Below are 17,154 nucleotides of genomic sequence, written 5' to 3' on the forward strand. Positions count from 1 at the left end.
GGTTCTCTCCCTACACTGGAGCGATGTTGACGCCCTCCATCGTCCTCTTCGCCTGCATTGCATGGACCGCACTGCTGTTTGGCGTGGCGCTGTGGGGCGAGCGCCGGGGGCACCGGCTTTCGAAGGCATGGCCGCTCATCTATGCACTGTCGCTGGCTGTGCACTGCACCGCGTGGACCTACTACGGTGCGGCCTCGCAGGGGCTGCAATGGGGCTTCCCCATTCCACCGACCCTGGCCGGCATGGCGCTGATCTTCGCGTTGGGCCTGCCGTTCCTGCTCCGCCTCGGGCGGCTGGCCAAGCAGCACAACAGTGCCACCATCGCCGATCTGGTCGTTGCACGACTGCGTGCCGATCGTGGCCTCGGCTTCACCATCACCCTGGTGGCGCTGTTCGGCATCATTCCCTACATCGCACTGCAGCTGAAAGCCGTCAGCCAGGGGCTGGGTGCCCTGCTGGGTGATCGGTTCGCGCCTGCCGGTGCGCAGCTGGACATGTCGTTCTGGTTCGCGCTGACGATGGCCGCGTTCACCCTGCTGTTCGGTGCACGCAAGGCCTCGGCCACCGAGCCCAACCGCGGCATCGTGGTCGCGCTGGGCCTGGAGTCGGTGTTGAAACTGGTCGCACTGCTGGCCATTGGCCTGTATGCGGCGCTGTCCGTGCACAAGGCCGGCACACCACTGCTGGAGAAGATGGCGCAGCTGCCACCACCGGCCATCGTGCCGGACTATCTCACCATGGTCGCGCTGGGGGCGATCTCCGCGTTCACCCTGCCCCACCAGTTCCACGTCGGCGTGGTCGAGCTTCGCCAGACATCGGACCTGAAGACAGCGCGCTGGATGTTCCCGGTCTACCTGCTGCTGATCGGACTGCCGTCGGTGCCGATGGCATTGGCCGGCGCCGCGCAGCTGCCAGCCTCGGTATCGCCTGACCTGTACGTGCTGGCGCTGCCGCAGGCCGGTGGCCATCATCTGCTGGCGCTGCTGGCCTATCTGGGCAGCCTGAGCGCGGCCACCGGCATGATGATCCTGTCCGGGCTGACCCTGTCGATCATGCTTGGCAACCACGGATTCGGTTCGCGCCTGCTCGGCGGCATCGGGGGCGGCGTGGCCAGCGCCGATCTGCGCCCGCGCGTGCTGGCGTTCCGCCGTGCCGGCATCCTCGCCGTGTTCCTGATGTCGTGGCTGTACAGCCGCGCGATGAGCGACACCGAGGCACTCAGCGATTTCGGCCTGATGTCCTTCACCGCGCTCTCGCAGCTGGCACCGGCTGTGCTGCTCGCGGTGTATCGCCCACGTACGCCCTCCGCGGCCATCATGGCCGGCATCGTGCTGGGCTCATTGGCCTGGCTGTGGCTGGTACTGCTGCCGATGGTGATCCCGGCCGCGACGCCGTCGGTCGGCGCCGACGGGCTGCATTGGTTGTCGGTGGTCTCGCTGCGCGTGCAGCCGGGGCATATCGCCATCAGCATGGGGGCCAGCCTGGCGGTCAACCTGCTGACCGTGGCCCTGGTGTCGCGGGCCGTGCGTCCGTCATTGCCGCGGAGGCGGGATGCGGTGGCTGCGGCGTCCCTGCGCAGGACCGCCGGACGCTTCCTTGGCCAGGAGCGTGCGCGCCAGCTGCTGGAGGGCCACGCCGGGCAGATGCTGGATGACGACCGGGTCACCGCCGTCGAGCGTGAGCTGACGGCCGTGGTCGGCGCAGGCATGGCACGGTTGCTGGTCGAAGCCGCACGCGAAGGCGGCGCCGCGCCGCTGGATGCGGTGACCCGCGCCGTCGGCGAGGCCACCCAGGCGCTGCGCTTCAACCAGCGCCTGCTGGAAGCCGCGCTGGAGAACATGAGCCAGGGCATCAGCGTGGTCGATGCGCAGTTGCAGCTGGTGGCCTGGAACAGCCGCTACGCCGCGCTGTTCAAGTTCCCGCCGGAGCTGCTGCAGGTCGGGCAGCCGGTGGTCAACCTCACGGCGTGGGCACTGGGGCAGCTGAAGATCGGCGATGGCCCCGGCGACACGCCCACCAAGGCATTGCAGCGCCGCGTCGCGCATATGCGCCGTGGCACGCCGCACCTGTCCGAACGGATCTTCCCCGATGACACCATCGTCGAGATCCGCGGCAACCCGATGCCGGGCGGTGGCTATGTAGCCACCTTCACCGATGTCACGGCGTTCCGCCGCGCGGAGGATGCGCTCAAGCGCAGCAATGAAACCCTGGAACGCCGCGTACAGGACCGCACCGCGCGGCTGCAGCAGGCGGTCCAGGAGGCCGAGCGCGCGAACGCGGCGAAAACCCGCTTCCTGACGGCGGTCGGCCATGACCTCATCCAGCCCCTGCATGCGGCCCAGCTGTTGACCGAGGCGATGTCGCAGCACATCGAATCCGAGTTCCTCGACAGTTTCCTGCGGCAGATCCGCGGCGCACTGGATTCCACCGATGACCTGCTGTCCGGCCTGCTCGATATCTCGCGACTGGAAGCCGGTGGGTTGGTGGCCGATCCGCGCCCGTTCGCGTTGTCGACGGTGCTGGATCCGCTCGCGCAGGAGTTCGCGGTGCTGGCGGCGCGCGGCCTGCAGTTCCGCCACGTGCGGAGCCAGGCTTGGGTGCATAGCGATCCCCTGCTGCTGCGCCGGGTGCTGCAGAACTTCCTGGCCAATGCCATTCGCTACACCCGCCACGGCGGTGTGTTGCTGGGTGTGCGCCGCCAGGGGCAGGCACTGATGATCGTCGTGCATGACACCGGCCCCGGCATTGCTCCGGAGCAGCAGGCGGTGGTGTTCGAGGAGTTCCACCGGGTCGATCGCAGCAACGGCCAGGGACTGGGACTGGGCTTGACCATCGCCCACCGCATCGCCGATCTGCTGCATGCACCCCTGCACCTGCGCAGCGTGCCCGGGCGCGGCTCGGCCTTCTCGATCAGCGTGCAACGCACAGCACCGCCTGTGACCCCGCGCAGTTCGCCACCTACGGGTGGCAGCAACGCCCTCAAGGGTATCCGCGTACTGGCAGTGGACAATGACCCGGACGCACTGGAGGCGATGCGGCAACTGCTGCTTTCCTGGGGCTGCGACGTCATCGCGGCAGGCAGCGCCGATGACATCGGGCCCTCAGCGCACGAGGCGGCGCTGTGGCTGTTCGACTATCACCTGGATGACGGCGATACCGGTGTTGCGCTGTGGCAGCGGCTGGCGGACATGCATGGGCCGCGGCCGACGGTGATCCTCAGTGCGGATACCGGCAGCGATACGCGCGAGGCGGTGCGCGGCGTTGGCCTGTCCCTGCTCAACAAGCCGTTCAAGCCGTTGGCGCTGCGCTGGGCGATCAACCACCTGCTGGCGGCCACTGCCACGCGCTGACCGTTCAGGGCTCGGGCAGCTCTTCGATCTGCCGGGATGGATCGGCCAATCCCATTTCGTGCAGCACGCGGATGGCCTGCGCGCGGTTACGCACGCCCAGGCGCTCCATGATGCGTGTCATGTGCGCCTTGACCGTGCGCAGCTGTACGCCCAGCCGGTCGGCAATCTGCTTGTTGAGCAGGCCCTCGGCCACCAGCCCCAGCACCTTGTACTGATGTGCCGACAGGCTGGCCAGGCGCTCGGCGAGATCGGCATCCCTGCTGAACGGCGCCACCCGCGCCACCGGTTCGCGCAGCAGCGCCGGGATCCAGCGTTCGCCCTCCAGCACGGACTGCAGCGCGGACTGCAGCTCGTTCAAACCCGAGCTCTTGGGCAGGTAGCCCGCGGCGCCGAGGTCGATGGCGCGCCGGATCACCTGCGGCTCCTCGTTGGCGGAGACGATGATGATCGCCAGGCCCGGCTGCAGCGCACGGATCGTGGCCAGCCCGGCCAGCCCGTGGTTGCCCGGCATGTGCAGGTCCAGCAGCATCAGGTCGATCGACTGGTTCTCGATCACCTCCAGCACGCCGTCCAGCGAATCCGCCTCGCTGATCTGCAGATCGGCGACCGCCTCTTCCGCCGCGCGATGCAGTGCCGCGCGGAACAAGGGGTGATCATCGGCGATGAGCAGGGTTGGCATGTCCTGGCGAGATTATCAAATCGGGTGCGCGCGGGAACAGGTACCTAGGTACGCTGGTACAGCAGGAAGGGCTTGCTAGTGTGGTGCGGAGAAGGCCGGCGACCGCAACGCCGCCCACGAGGAAATGCCATGTCATCCGCCCCCACTCCCGATGCCCATGCCTATCCACTGCTGATCAAGCAGCTGCTGCTGATGCCGCTGGCGGTGAGTCCTGAACAGGAAATCGTCTATGGCGACCAGGTCCGATTCGATTACCGCACCCTGCAGGCGCGCATCGGCCAGCTGGCCGGCCTGTTGACCTCATTGGGAGTCGGCCACGGCGACACGGTGGCGGTGATGGACTGGGACAGCAACCGCTACCTGGAGGCCTACTTCGCGGTTCCGATGATCGGTGCGGTGCTGATGATGGTGAACGTGCGCCTGGCCCCCGAGCAGATCGCGTACACGCTGAACCACAGCGGCGCGCGGGTGATCCTGGCCAACCGCGAGTTCCTGCCACTGCTGGACGCCATCGACGAGCAGCTGCCGGACCTGCGCACGCGCATCCTGTTGGACGATGCCGGTGGCCCGCTGCCGCCAGGCTTCGCCACCGAGTACGAAGCGGGGTTGCGCGGTGCCACGCCGGTCGTCCGCTTCCCGGACTTCGACGAGAATGCCCGTGCCACGGTGTTCTACACCACCGGAACCACCGGATTGCCCAAGGGGGTCTATTTCAGCCACCGGCAGCTGGTGCTGCATTCGCTGGCGGCGATGGCCGCGCTCGGCGGCGCACCCCGCCAGGGCCGCCTGCATCGTGACGATGTCTACATGCCCATCACCCCGATGTTCCATGTGCATGCGTGGGGCCTGCCCTACGTGGCTACCGCGATGGGCATCAGGCAGGTCTATCCGGGGCGTTACCTGCCTGCGAAGCTGCTGGCGTTGATTGCCCGCGAAAAGGTGACCTTCTCGCACTGCGTGCCCACCATCCTGCACATGCTGCTGGAGCACCCGGACGCGGCGCAGACCGACCTGGAGGGCTGGAAGGTGATCATCGGCGGTGCCGCCCTGCCCCGTGCCCTGGCGCAGCGTGCACTGGCACGGGGCATCGACATCTTCGGCGGCTATGGCATGTCCGAGACCTGCCCTCTGCTGACCATCGCCCAGATCGACGTGGACAGCGTGACCGGTGCCGATGAGGTGCTGTCACTGCGCACCAAGGCCGGCATTCCGGTTCCGCTGGTGGACCTGCGCATCGTCGACCCGGACATGGGCGATGTCGCCCATGATGGCATCGCCACCGGCGAAGTGGTGGCGCGTGCACCCTGGCTGACCCAGGGTTACCTGCACGATCCCGAGGCTTCGGCAACGCTGTGGGCGGGCGGCTACCTGCACACCGGCGACATCGGCAACATCGACGAAGGTGGCTACCTGCGCGTCACCGACCGCATCAAGGACGTGATCAAGACCGGTGGCGAATGGATCTCCTCGCTCGCGCTGGAAGACATCATCGCGCTGCATCCGGCGGTCAGCGAGGTCGCGGTGATCGGTATCGCCGATGCGAAATGGGGCGAGCGGCCGCTGCCACTGGTGGTCAGGCAGCCGGGCCGCGATGTGTCAGAAGCGGAGATCATCGAACTGGTCGCAGCGCGCAGCCGTTCCGGAGACATCTCACGCTATGCGATTCCGGAGCGTGTCAGCTTCGTGGATGCGATCGAGCGGACCAGCGTGGGCAAGATCAACAAGAAGAAGCTGCGCGGGCTGCATGATCCGGGCCCTGGCACCGGCGGGCGCTGACGCTCTCTGCCGGCACCACTCAAGCGCGCGACGCCCCACCCTGCAGCAGCTGGACCCAGCTCTGGAATCCCTCCAGGAAGCGCTGCAGGCGCTTGCGCGTCGCCACGTCGAAATCTTCGGCGTCATTGTCGTAGGCGGCCGCTGCTTCGGCCACATAGAGCTGTGGCGAGGCCATGGTCAATGCACCCATGGCGGTCAGTGTATGGCGCAGCTGCGACTGCGCCAGTTTGGTGCCCCAGTGACCCGGCGTGGCGCCGATGATCGCTACCGGCTTGGCCGAAAGGACCGTGCGGTACTCGGCATCGTCGCGGGACAGCCAATCGAGCGTGTTCTTGAGTACGCCGGGCAGTGACTGGCTGTACTCCGGCGTGGCGATCAGCACGCCGTCAGCGGCAGCAATGGCCGCGCGCAGGCGCTTGACCCCGGCAGGACCGGCCGGGTCGGCGGCTTCCAGGTCCTCGTCGAACAGCGGAATATCGGCAATGGTGTCATGCACGGTCAGCAGCAGGCCCGCAGGCGCGGCGCCTGCTGCTGCCCTGACCAGGCGCCGGTTGTAACTGTTGCTGCGCAGGCTGCCGGCAAACGCCAGAATGTTCAGCGGTGGAGGGTTGTCGGACATGCGGGATTCCTGGAATGAGTCGGTGCGGGGTCACGGGCCAGGCATCGACAGCGCGGGAGGCACCGGGAACGGACGCGCACAGCGTACCCCAGAAGCATTGCGCCCCAGCTGCAGGTGCAGGTGTCCGCCAGGTCCCGTCAGCCCGTGGCAAGCACGATCACCTGATCGGCTGCGGTCACCACGCTGCGGCGATGGGTGATGGCGATGATCGTGACATCACCGGCAAGCGCGCGGATATGGCTCATGATCTCGCGCTCGGTCGCCTCGTCCAGCGCCGAGCTGGCTTCATCCAGGAGCAGGATGGCAGGCTCTCCGTAGAGTGCACGGGCAATGGCGATGCGCTGCCGTTCGCCGCCGGAAAGCTTCAGGCCGCGCTCGCCCACCGTGGTTTCAAAGCCCTCGGGCAGCGCGTCGATCAAGGCCAGGATCGACGCCTTGTGGGTCGCGTTACGCAACCGGGTGTCGTCGCGCGGGCGCCCCAGCAGGATGTTGTCGGCCAGGCTCTCGTTGAGCAGGATTACATCCTGGGGAACGACGGCGACGGTGGCGTGCCACGCGGCACGGTCGATGTGGGCCAGGTCGGTGCCATCCACCAGGATACGACCGTGCTGGGGATCGATGGACTTCAGTGCCAGCTTGAACAGCGTCGACTTCCCTGCGCCGGTCTCCCCCATCAGGAAGTTGATGCCGCCGCGCCCGGCGTGGAAGGACGCATCACGGACGCCGCGGCCATTGCCGTAGCGATGGCTGACATGCTGGAACTCGATCCGGCCGCATTCTCCGTGGAATCGACCGGCGTTCGCCGCCTGCCGTTCTTCGGGTGCCGCCCACAGCGCCGATAGCGGCGTCAGCAGGGTCCACGAACGCGCAACGTCATCGATCGAGCGCGCGATCATTTCAAAGGGCATGTTGAGCTGCAGCAACAGCAGGTTGAACAGCACGATATCGCCGACGCTCAGCTCGCCGCTCTGATAGCGCGGGAGCAACAGTGCGAAGGTGACGATGAACTCGACCGCCAGGCCGACGCCGAGCAGCGCGATGAAGCCGATCCGCTGCAGCACGTAGGCGCGCCAACTGTCGCGGACCTCCAGGGCCTTCTGCTCGAAGCGCTGGATCATCCACGCGCTGCCGCCGAACTGGCGCAACGTCTCCATCGCGTTCATCGCATTGCCGACGAAGCGCGCATTCTGCTGACCGGCTTCGACCGCCGCCTCACGATGGATCCGCGCTCGCCGGGTGGCGATGGCCGAAAGCGTGACGGCCACAGATCCGTAGCCCAGCACGATCGCCACCATCTGCAGGTTGATCAGTGCGCCCAGCGTCACCAGGGTCAGCAGGATCTGCAGTGCGCTGGGAATGAACACCACCAGGCCGAGCTGCACCACGATCTTCAGGGCGTTGCGGCCCTTCTCGCCGGCCACCTGCAGTTCGGCTGCGTTGTAATCCAGGAAGAAGCTGTGGGTCTTCTTCAGCAGGCGCGCGAAGTAGCGGGTGCTGGTGATGAAACCGAGGTTCTCGCCACTGAGGAACGACAGGTACTGCACGGTGTTCTGCAGGATGCTGGCGGCACCGAGCATCACCGCGTAGAGCAGGAACCCTCCCGCCAGTTCACGCAGGCCTTCCACGCTGATGCGGTCGATCAGGCGCGAGAACAGATACGGCGCTGCCACCGTGGCCAGGCTTGAAAGCACGACGATGGCGGCTATCAACAGCAGCAGCCTGCGGTCTGCCTTCCAGTACGCGGTGAGGATCTCGGTGACCGGCGGCGGCAGCGCGAACATTTTCATCAGCGTCGGTCCGGCATCGGTGCAGTGGCTCCTGTGTGGCGGCGCGGCTGCCCTCCCGGCACAGCGGGGGGCGTCACGCATCCTGAATGATATGATATAACATCGCCATTGAAGGCGCGATGGCTCGTGCCGCAGACCAACATCCGATGAGATCGATGGACCGGGGCATGAACAACGCATCCAACGCCAGGTCGGCGGCACTGGTGGTCGCCAGCCTGGCCGCCGCACTGCAGCTCAACGCGCCGGCAATGGCGCAGGACGCCAGCACTCCCGGCAGCGCTGCCCAGGGCGACCGGCGATCCGATACCGCCACGCTGGACAAGGTGATGGTCATTGGCAGCAACATCCGCGATGCCATTGGCGGTGGCGCCTCGCCGGTCATCGTGATCGACCGTGAGGCCATCGATCGAACCGGAGTAGCCTCGTTGCAGCAGCTCTTCGAGAAGCTGCCGCAGAACTTCGGTGGCGGTGCCAACGGCGCCAATGTCGGCAACCTCGGCGTCGACCGCGATACCGGCAACAACTTCGGCCAGGGCACGGCCATCAACCTGCGTGGCCTCGGAACGGGCACCACGCTGACGCTGATCAACGGCCACCGCGTGACCTCCTCGAACCGCTATCAGTACGTCGACATCTCACTGATTCCGCTCAGTGCCATCGAGCGCGTGGAGATCCTCACCGATGGCGCCTCTGCCATCTACGGCACCGATGCCGTCGGCGGTGTGGTCAACATCGTCCTGCGCCGCGATTTCACCGGCTATGAGACCTCGCTGCGTTATGGCAGCGTCACCCGCGGCAACATGGACGAGTACCAGGCGTCACAGTCGGCGGGCTGGTCCTGGGAGGGCGGCCACCTGATGGCCAGCTACGAGTTCCTGAAGCAGGGCAACCTCGCTGCGGTCGACAAGGACTTTTCCCGGAACGTCACGGTCAGGCCGTACGACATCTATCCCGGCTCGAAGCGGCACAGCCTGTACCTGGACGGTGTGCAGGAACTCAGCGATGTGCTGACGCTCAACCTGACCGGCTCCTTTGCCAAGCGCGAAATGGACACCACCATTTCCGGCACTGCCGACGAGACCCGCCTGTTCCCGCACACGCGGCAGTTCGATGTGTTCGCCGGCCTTACCCTCGAGCTTCCGCGCCAGTGGCAGGCCCGCCTGAATTCCGGATTCGGCAGGAGCGACGTCTCCTACGAGAGAACCACCATCACCGGCAGCTCGGTCAGCACCGCACCGCCGACGGATACGAACTCCGAATCGCGCTATCTGGAAGTGATCGCCGACGGCGAGCTGTTCAATCTTCCGGCCGGCGGCGTGCGCGCGGCATTCGGCGCGGGTTACCGCCGCGATGGCTATGAACTGCTCGACCACCGTGGGCTTGAAAAGCCGCTGGACCTGCAGCGCACGATCCGTTCCGCCTTCGCTGAGCTCAACATTCCGCTGCTGGCAGACATGCCTGGTGTTCGCCGGCTGTCGCTGACTGCGGCCGCACGCTACGACGACTACAGCGATTTCGGTTCCACCCTCAATCCCAAGCTCGGCCTGCTGTGGGAAGCGACGGAAGGACTTTCGTTCCGCACCAGCTACGGCCGCTCCTACCGGGCCCCGGTCTACCAGGACATGCAGCTGAACAACACCGTGGTAGTGGCCAAGGTGCCCAACCCGAGCGCGGCCAACGGAAGCACGGTGCTGATGATGCTCTCCAACGGGAACCCGGATCTGGGGCCCGAACGTGCCAAGACCTGGACCGGTGGCTTCTCGTTCGCGCCTCCATCGCTGCCGGGCCTCAAGGTCGATGCGAACTACTATCACATCGAGTATGCCGACCGGATCGGCAGCGGGTTCGGCGGCAGTTTCCCGTCGCTGTTCCTGCAGTCCACCGCGCCCTATGCGGACCTGCTGACCGTCAACCCGACGCCGCAGCAGATCCAGCAGGCGCGCCAGCTGGGCGCCTCCGGCCTGGGCCTGTTCGTATCGCGGGTGGGCCCTTATGCCCTGACGCCAGGAACCGATGAAACCAGCAGCGAGGTCATCCTCGACAACCGCTTCCGCAACAACGCGTTCACTTCGCAGCGCGGCGTCGATTTCAATGCCTCCTACGATTTCGACGCTGGCCAGGCCCGCATCGCGTTGAACCTTACCGGCCAGTACATCATCGATTCCAAGCGCCGCGTGACCGCCACCTCGCCCGAGGTGGACGCGGTGAATGCGGTGTACTTCCCGGTCGACCTGAAGGTGCGCGGTGGCCTCGCCGTGAGCCACCGGCAGGTCGCCGGCGGGCTGTTCGTGAACTATGTGGACAGCTATCGCGACCCCGCCAACCGCATCGACCCCCATGTCAGCTCGTGGACGACGGTCGACCTCAATCTCAGGTATGACTTCAGCGGTGCTGCCGATGCCGGACAGGGCACCTCACTGGCCTTCAACGTGCAGAACCTGTTCGACCGGAATCCGCCCTTCATCGTCAACAGCATCAACACCGGTTTCGACCCGACCAATGCAACGGCGCTCGGCCGCTTCCTGTCCATGACCTTGACCCATCGCTGGTAGGGCGACCGCCATGAGCGATGCCTCCCCCGCCCTCTCCAGGCCCGCATCGGCCCTGCGCCAGATGCTGGCCGTTGCCGCGACCCAGCTGAAGCTGATGTGGCGCGAGCGGCGCCTGTTGTGGCTCGCACTCACCCTGCTGCTGCTTGCGGGAGCGTCGGTTGGTACGGGCGCAGCACGGCTGGCCCAGCAGGCCCTCGAGCGCCAGATCGTAGCGGAGCAGGAGGCGGAGCTGTGGGACAGCCAGGGCACGATCGATCCGCATGCCGCCGCCCACGTCGGCCGCGCCATTCCCGCGCCGGTGCGGCCACTGGCGGCACTCGATCCGGGCATCACGGATTTTGTCGGCACGTCGGTGTTCATTGAAGGCCACGCGCAGAACCCGGCCCGGCACCGACCCGTCGACGCCGGCGCCGCGCTCAGCCGGTTCGGTGGCTTCTCCGCAGCATGGGCACTGCAGGTCGTGGCGCCCCTGCTGATCATCCTTGCCGGATTCGCCAGCCTCTCCGGCGATGTCGCCCGCGAGACCCTCCGCCAGGAGCTCGGCAGTGGTGCATCGGCCCACGTGCTGATCGGTGGCCGCCTGATCGCACTGGCGACGGCATCGCTGCTGCTGGTCCTCGCCCTGCTGGCGGTCAGCCTTCCGGGCATGGCCGGCCGCACCCTCGGCACGGCCGACATCATGGCGCTCGTTGCGATGGTCGCGGCGTATGCGCTCTATCTCCTGGTGTTCTGCGCCATCACCATCGGTGTCTCGGCGCGCTTCAGCGCAGCACGCACGTCGCTGGTGGTGCTGCTCGGCTTCTGGGTGGTAGCCACCCTGCTCGCGCCACGGGTGGCCCCCGCACTGGCCGAGTCGCTGGATCCCACGCCTACCGCACCCGCGTTCCGGGCGGCGGTCACCGAGGACGCGGAGCACGGCGCCGATGGCCACGACCCGGCGGACAAGCGGCTGGATGCACTGAAAGCAGAGATGCTGGCACGCTACCAGGTGAAGGACGTGGACGATCTTCCGGTCAACTTCCGTGGTGTCGCGCTGGAGTTCGCCGAAGCGAATTCCACCGAGACCTACAACCGCCACTTCGAACGCATCTATGCCACCTACCAGCGGCAGGCGATCACGCAACGCGCCTTCGCGACGTTGTCCCCCACCCTCGCGCTGCAGGCCGCGTCACGGGCACTGGCGCGCACCGACTTCCCTGCACACCTGGCGTTCCTGCGCGGGGTTGAAGACTATCGCTATCAGTTGATCCAGGCTCTCAACCTGGAAGTGAAACAGCACAAGGCCGCGAACGGCAGCAAGCACCTGGCCGATATCGCGACCCTTACCCGCTCCGTGGTGTACAGCCCGCAACAGCCATCGCTGGGCCACATCGCTGCGGCACAGTCGGTGAACTTCGCCATCCTGCTGGCCTGGGTGCTGCTGGCCCTGGGGCTGGTGTTCACGTCGGCGCGGCATCTCGGGAGTACCCCATGAGCAGCCTGTCGATCGCAGGGCATGAGATCCGTCGCCTGCTGCGTGACCGGGCGTTGCCGGTGCTGCTTGGCCTGCTGGTGGTACTGGCGGCCTATGCAGCATGGAATGGCAGTGCATGGATCGGGCAGCGCGAGGCAGCCATCAGCCTGATCAACGCGGAAGAGCAGGATGCCAGGGACCGCAGCCGGGGGTTCGTTGGCAAGGCGCCGTCGGTACTGCCCCGCGTCCAGCCGGTGCTCCCTCCCGGCCCGATGGCGGCGCTGTCGATCGGCCAGGCGGAAGCCTACCCCTACACCGCCGACGTGGTTGCGCTGGGTGACCGTACCCAGCTGCTCAGGCATGTGTGGTCCGACATCGGCAATCCCGCCGTGCAGGCCGCAGGCCGATTTGATCTGGCCTTCGTCATTGTGTTCCTGCTGCCCCTGGTCATCCTCGCGACCACCTTCGATCTCTGGTCGCGCGAACGCGAGCGCGGCATCACAGCGTTGGTGCTGTCACAACCCATCGCGGCAGGACGGCTGATCGCGGTGAAGGCATCGGCCCGCGGCGCCATCGTGCTGCTGCCTGCACTGGCCATCATCCTGGCCGTTGCCGCTGCCTCGGGCGCAACAAGCCCTTCCGGCCTGGCCGTGCTTGCCCTGATCGTGCTCGCCTACGGCAGTTTCTGGCTGGCGCTGGCGGTGCTTATCGGCTGCTTCGCCCGGCGCACCACCGAGGCCGCCATCGCCGCCGGTGCACTGTGGCTGCTGATCGTGGTCATGGCCCCATCGCTGGCTCTGGCGGCAGTGAATCTGAGGGTTCCACCGCCTTCGCAGATGCAGCTGGCGACCGCGCTGAAGGCGCAGCTGGCCGACATTACCCGCCAGCAGCAGCTGCGCCACGCGGCAGAACCATCTGCCACGCGTTCGCCCGCGCCGCGCATTGCGGACGCCGTACGCGTGGCCTACGCCGATCTTGTCCAGGCCGATCAGGCCATCGCGCCCTTGATCGCCGCGCATGCGGAGGCTGAGGACGTGCGACGCCAGGCACTCGACCGGGCGCGCCTGCTGTTGCCGTCGGTCGCGGTGCAGGATGCACTGGACCGCCTCGCCGGATCCGACGCCGACCGGGCGCTGGCGTTCCAGCAGCAGGTCCTCGCGTACTGGCAGGCACGTCGGCAGCTGCACAAGGCGTATCTGGACCGTGACGTGCCACAGACGCTGGACGAGTACGACGCCCTGCCCCGTTTCGAATTCCAGGACACGGCGGGCGCCCTGCAACGCGGTGTACTGATCGACCTGGCCGCGTTGGCCGTCGCCACCCTGCTTCTGCTGATCGCGGCCTGGTCCATGCGGCGTCGGCTGGCCACCCCCTGAGGTACATCACACATGCTGACTGCAACGCATCTGGTCAAGGAACACGGCACGCATCGGGCGCTGGATGATGTGAGCTTCACGGTGCGCCCCGGCGAGATCTTCTGCCTGCTGGGTGCCAACGGGGCCGGCAAATCGACCACGATCAAGCTGTTCCTGGGCTTCCTCGAACCCACCTCCGGATCTGCCGAGGTTGACGGGCTCAGTGCCTGGCAGCGGCCGCAGGAGGCGCGCCGGCGTCTGTTGTACATCCCGGAGAACGTGGCGCTGTATGACGAACTGACCGGCTATGAAAACCTGGATTACTTCGCGCGCCTGGCTGCGGTGGAGCAACGCTCGCCCGCACGGCTGAAGGAAGCGCTCAGGTCCGCCGGTCTGGCACCCGAGGCATTCGGGCGACGCGTCGGCCTTTACTCCAAGGGCATGCGCCAGAAGGTGGGCATCGCGCTGGCCATCATCAAGGAAGCCAGGGCACTGCTCCTTGATGAGCCGACGTCCGGCCTGGATCCGACTGCCTCGGCCGAATTCCACGAGCTGATCGTGCGCCAGCGCGACCGCGGCACGGCGATCCTGATGGCCACCCACGATCTGTTCCGTGCCCGCGAAGTGGCGACCACCATCGGGCTGATGCAGGCCGGCAGGCTGCGCAGGACGCTGGATGCCAGCACAATCACCGCCAATGACCTGGAGAGCCTCTACCTTGAGGAAATGAGCCGGAGCGCCTAGGCCACGCCGGCCGCAGGCGCGCCTGGCCGGCCCATCCAGCGCCTGAGCCAGGCCTCGATGTTGACCTGTGGGCCGAAGATGCCCAGCACCTGGGATGAGTGATCCGGGCTGACCCTGCGGATGCCCGCGTCGGCCGATGTGCTGTCGATGTAGCCCCGCCGCGCGAGCAGGCCATCCACCAGCAGGCCCCTGATGAACTGCTGATGCCGCTGGGTGACCGCCACCGAGTGATCGTCGAGGTAGGACTTCACCTTGCGCGAGAGCAGCGCCTGCGGCAGCAGGCCCTGCAGTGCACGACGCGCGATCGTCCGGTCTTCCGCGCCGGCCATCAGCAGGTGCAGCGGCAGGCGGGCGAACAGTTCCACCACAGGCTGCGCGCTGATGGGTGATACGCCGTGCCAGCGTCCGGCACCCTCAAAGGGATCGAGCACGCTGGTCGGGAAAATCATGCGGCCGATATGCGCCAGCTTGTACGGAGAGAGCCTGTGCCCCTGTGCGCGTGCATGCCGCAGCCAGGCCGGCGGCGTGCCATCCTGTTCGGAAGTATCCACCTTCACCCATTCGCACGGGTTGCCCCAACGGCCGTTGATGCTGCCAGGCTTCTTGAACACGCCATGGACGAAGGCATCCTTGAATACCCCGTACAGCGAATCGCCCGACTGCGCGGTTTCGAACGCGACACGGAAAAAGTCGCGGTCGATCCCACGCCGCCACGCATAGTCGATGGCAGCGGCATTGCCCTTGAAGCGCAGGAAGACCGCATCGCCGCCGACACCGGTGAACTGCACCGTATCCGCGTCGAAATCAACGTCGCGCCGATGCAGCAGGTAGCCCGAGCAATGCGCAGGACGGGCGGTTCGCGGGAAGTCCATGATCTCTTCCAGCGAGCAGTGCGGCTGCCGCTGGTACTCGACGAACTCACAACTTCTTCCGGAGGATTCTCGGGCACCGGCAACGGCCATGCGCGCGAACATGCGCTCATCGGCACCAATGCCGGCATCGTAGTGATGGACGCACTTCACCACCGGTGCGGACGGCGCATGCAGCAGGCCGGCGAGGACAATGGAGGAGTCCAGCCCGCCGGACAACTGAAGCTGGATGCGTCGATGCTGGCTCGCCAGCGCACCGATACAGCCCAGCAGCGTTGCACGTGCCAGCTGCACGGCTTCCTCGATATCTTCAATGGGCGCTTCACTGGCCTGGCGCACCACATCCCATTGGTAGTGCCGGTCAACCGGCCGGCCATCACGGATCGTCACCGCCTCGCCCGCCTCGAGCGCGGTGACCTCCTCGAAGCCTGTCTGCAGGCCGTCCCGGAACGGGAACAACAGCGAGTAGGACAGGAACGACCAGTCGACGCTGAACTCACGCAAACCCAGCAACAGGCAGTCTTCCATGCTCGAAAAGACCACCGTCAACTGATCGACCGTGGTCATGTAGCACGGAATCTCCGCCGTCGGGTCGCGCAGCACGAACCAGCTGGCGGTATCCGGCTGGTAGCCCAGGGCGACGTAGCGGCCCCAGTATTGCTCGACCAGGCTCCTGCCCTGCGTACTGCAGGCGGCCTCGGCCGAGCCGGGATCAGGGAACGCCTGGGCGGGAACGGTATCGGCACCGAAGGTCTTGTGAAACAGCTTGCCGAGTACCACCAGCGAGCCGGACCGGCTGTATTCGAAGTAGCCAGGGTTGTCACTCTGGGCATAGACCGCGGCCCCGCTGCCCCTCATCACGCAGTCGATTCCGGGGCGGTCTGCCTCGATCCGTTCCATGGCCTGCAGGGCCTGCGCACGGGCGAATTCGGAATGTTCGTTCCAGAACAGAGCGATGTATCGGTACATGCCTCAGGCCGGTTACAGCACCAGGATGGGCGTCATCCGGCGCAGGTTGAAGGGGATGTCGGTCAGGACCTGGTCGCCGTGCTGCAACCAGCAGTGCGCTGCGAACGGCTGGGTCCGCACCGCGAACACCCACGCCGGAACGATGCCGTACCGCGACAGGAATTCGCGCATGGCCAGGCAGTAGAGGAAGCACTCGTCGGTCTTCCTGAAGGCGATTGGTCGCAACCAATCGAACACGCGAACCAGCAGGGCCAGCTGCTGCAGGTCCACCTCGTCCGGCGTGGATGCCTGGCCGCGCCTGCGCGCTGCCGAAACCGTGTGACTGAAAGGCAGGAACGTCCTGCTGCAGGCCGCGCGCGTGACCGCGGCCAGGAAGCGGCGCACATCGCGGGCCGTGATCGGCGGACATCCTCGGGGCTCGCCCTCGCGCACCCAGTGCCGGGGCAACGCGATCGCGGCGCTTGCTGCGGATTTGCCACGCAGCGGATCCTGGGTGATCAGGCGCCGATCAAGCAGCGACTGAAGCATCCTCGGCCTCGGCGCTCCGTCGGAGGCCAGGGGCCAGTCATGCACCAGCCCGCCCAGGCCCGCCGCCCCGCGCCGATCGATGGAGAGATAGCTGCCGGAGGCCTGGTCAAGAATGACCATTGCGTCACCGGTCACACAGACATGTGCGTGCTTCGAAAGGAAGTATTGGGCTTCAGGCTGGTCCATCGCGAGCGTGATCTCATGCTGCTGCAGGCATCAGAGCGGTGCATGCGGGGGGCATGCACCGCAGGTCATGCATGGCGCGATGGATCAGGGCGAGGTGGTCGGGAAGACGCCATCCCACAACGTGCCGTGGTTGTGCGCCTTGGTTTCGGAAACCACCGAGCCCAGCTCGATCAGTTCACCCTGGTCTTCGTGATTCTGCTCTCCAGCCACTACGCCCAGCTCAATCAGTTCGTTCATGAACATCTCCTCTAGTCAGTGGATGCACCCACGCGATGCAGTGGATGCAT

Annotated in this window: 12 protein-coding genes; 6 read left to right on the forward strand and 6 right to left on the reverse strand. The window is 66.5% G+C overall.

The annotated features are described in order from the left end of the window. The first annotated feature begins 23 nt into the window (after positions 1-23). The gene (locus tag AC13GF_RS06200) at positions 24-3,350 is read left to right on the forward strand and encodes a hybrid sensor histidine kinase/response regulator (RefSeq protein ID WP_483003878.1); all 3,327 of its coding nucleotides are present in this window, start codon (positions 24-26) and stop codon (positions 3,348-3,350) included. Positions 3,351-3,354: 4 nt separating this feature from the next. On the opposite strand, the gene AC13GF_RS06205 is transcribed toward AC13GF_RS06200, so the two are convergent. Beyond that, entirely contained in the window at positions 3,355-4,029 is a 675-nt protein-coding gene (locus AC13GF_RS06205) for a response regulator transcription factor (protein ID WP_483003880.1), read from the reverse strand. A 129-nt stretch (positions 4,030-4,158) separates the two neighbouring features. On the opposite strand from AC13GF_RS06205, the gene AC13GF_RS06210 reads away from it, so the two are divergent. Beyond that, entirely contained in the window at positions 4,159-5,805 is a 1,647-nt protein-coding gene (locus AC13GF_RS06210; RefSeq protein WP_483003882.1) for a fatty acid--CoA ligase, read from the forward strand. Positions 5,806-5,824: 19 nt separating this feature from the next. Here AC13GF_RS06210 and AC13GF_RS06215 read toward each other — a convergent pair whose 3' ends face one another. Together AC13GF_RS06215 and AC13GF_RS06220 are read right to left on the reverse strand one after the other, a co-directional pair. Further along, positions 5,825-6,424, reverse strand: coding sequence for an NADPH-dependent FMN reductase (locus tag AC13GF_RS06215; protein WP_483003884.1), 600 nt, complete (start codon positions 6,422-6,424; stop codon positions 5,825-5,827). 137 nt (positions 6,425-6,561) lie between these two features. Continuing rightward, positions 6,562-8,211, reverse strand: a complete 1,650-nt coding sequence (locus tag AC13GF_RS06220; RefSeq protein ID WP_483003885.1) for an ABC transporter ATP-binding protein — start codon at positions 8,209-8,211, stop codon at positions 6,562-6,564. A 167-nt stretch (positions 8,212-8,378) separates the two neighbouring features. Between AC13GF_RS06220 and AC13GF_RS06225 the strand changes: the two genes are divergently transcribed. Genes AC13GF_RS06225 through AC13GF_RS06240 form a run of 4 tightly spaced genes read left to right on the forward strand, consistent with a single transcriptional unit; the run spans position 8,379 to position 14,315 of the window. Beyond that, a complete protein-coding gene (locus tag AC13GF_RS06225; RefSeq protein ID WP_483003887.1) occupies positions 8,379-10,763 on the forward strand; it encodes a TonB-dependent receptor plug domain-containing protein in 2,385 nt (794 codons plus the stop codon). A gap of 10 nt (positions 10,764-10,773) precedes the next feature. Next, entirely contained in the window at positions 10,774-12,237 is a 1,464-nt protein-coding gene (locus tag AC13GF_RS06230) for a DUF3526 domain-containing protein (RefSeq protein WP_483003889.1), read from the forward strand. Continuing rightward, entirely contained in the window at positions 12,234-13,592 is a 1,359-nt protein-coding gene (locus AC13GF_RS06235; RefSeq protein WP_483003890.1) for an ABC transporter permease subunit, read from the forward strand. The genes AC13GF_RS06230 and AC13GF_RS06235 overlap by 4 nt, the downstream gene beginning before the upstream one ends. Positions 13,593-13,604: 12 nt before the next feature. Beyond that, positions 13,605-14,315: an ABC transporter ATP-binding protein gene (locus tag AC13GF_RS06240; protein ID WP_126929713.1), complete on the forward strand. Its 711-nt coding sequence runs from the start codon at positions 13,605-13,607 to the stop codon at positions 14,313-14,315. Here AC13GF_RS06240 and AC13GF_RS06245 read toward each other — a convergent pair. From AC13GF_RS06245 to AC13GF_RS06255, 3 genes are all read right to left on the reverse strand, one after another. Continuing rightward, a complete protein-coding gene (locus tag AC13GF_RS06245; protein ID WP_483003892.1) occupies positions 14,312-16,153 on the reverse strand; it encodes an asparagine synthase-related protein in 1,842 nt (613 codons plus the stop codon). The two genes, AC13GF_RS06240 and AC13GF_RS06245, sit on opposite strands and share 4 nt — an antisense overlap. 12 nt (positions 16,154-16,165) lie before the next feature. Beyond that, on the reverse strand, positions 16,166-16,801 hold the full coding sequence (locus tag AC13GF_RS06250; RefSeq protein WP_483003894.1) for a lasso peptide biosynthesis B2 protein: 636 nt from the start codon (positions 16,799-16,801) through the stop codon (positions 16,166-16,168). Between the two features lie 150 nt (positions 16,802-16,951). Beyond that, complete coding sequence (locus AC13GF_RS06255) at positions 16,952-17,104, reverse strand: hypothetical protein (protein ID WP_162292569.1); 153 nt, start codon at positions 17,102-17,104, stop codon at positions 16,952-16,954. Between the last annotated feature and the right edge of the window lie 50 nt (positions 17,105-17,154).

This window comes from Stenotrophomonas sp. 22LJNL06-5-1, assembly GCF_056861455.1.

Excerpts from the sequence above, each read along its gene's own strand:
- AC13GF_RS06200 (WP_483003878.1), top strand. The coding sequence starts at position 24 with ATGTTGACGCCCTCCATCGTCCTCTTCGCCTGCATTGCATGGACCGCA.
- AC13GF_RS06205 (WP_483003880.1), bottom strand. The coding sequence starts at position 4,029 with ATGCCAACCCTGCTCATCGCCGATGATCACCCCTTGTTCCGCGCGGCA.
- AC13GF_RS06210 (WP_483003882.1), top strand. The coding sequence starts at position 4,159 with ATGTCATCCGCCCCCACTCCCGATGCCCATGCCTATCCACTGCTGATC.
- AC13GF_RS06215 (WP_483003884.1), bottom strand. The coding sequence starts at position 6,424 with ATGTCCGACAACCCTCCACCGCTGAACATTCTGGCGTTTGCCGGCAGC.
- AC13GF_RS06220 (WP_483003885.1), bottom strand. The coding sequence starts at position 8,211 with ATGAAAATGTTCGCGCTGCCGCCGCCGGTCACCGAGATCCTCACCGCG.
- AC13GF_RS06225 (WP_483003887.1), top strand. The coding sequence starts at position 8,379 with ATGAACAACGCATCCAACGCCAGGTCGGCGGCACTGGTGGTCGCCAGC.
- AC13GF_RS06230 (WP_483003889.1), top strand. The coding sequence starts at position 10,774 with ATGAGCGATGCCTCCCCCGCCCTCTCCAGGCCCGCATCGGCCCTGCGC.
- AC13GF_RS06235 (WP_483003890.1), top strand. The coding sequence starts at position 12,234 with ATGAGCAGCCTGTCGATCGCAGGGCATGAGATCCGTCGCCTGCTGCGT.
- AC13GF_RS06240 (WP_126929713.1), top strand. The coding sequence starts at position 13,605 with ATGCTGACTGCAACGCATCTGGTCAAGGAACACGGCACGCATCGGGCG.
- AC13GF_RS06245 (WP_483003892.1), bottom strand. The coding sequence starts at position 16,153 with ATGTACCGATACATCGCTCTGTTCTGGAACGAACATTCCGAATTCGCC.
- AC13GF_RS06250 (WP_483003894.1), bottom strand. The coding sequence starts at position 16,801 with ATGGTCATTCTTGACCAGGCCTCCGGCAGCTATCTCTCCATCGATCGG.
- AC13GF_RS06255 (WP_162292569.1), bottom strand. The coding sequence starts at position 17,104 with ATGAACGAACTGATTGAGCTGGGCGTAGTGGCTGGAGAGCAGAATCAC.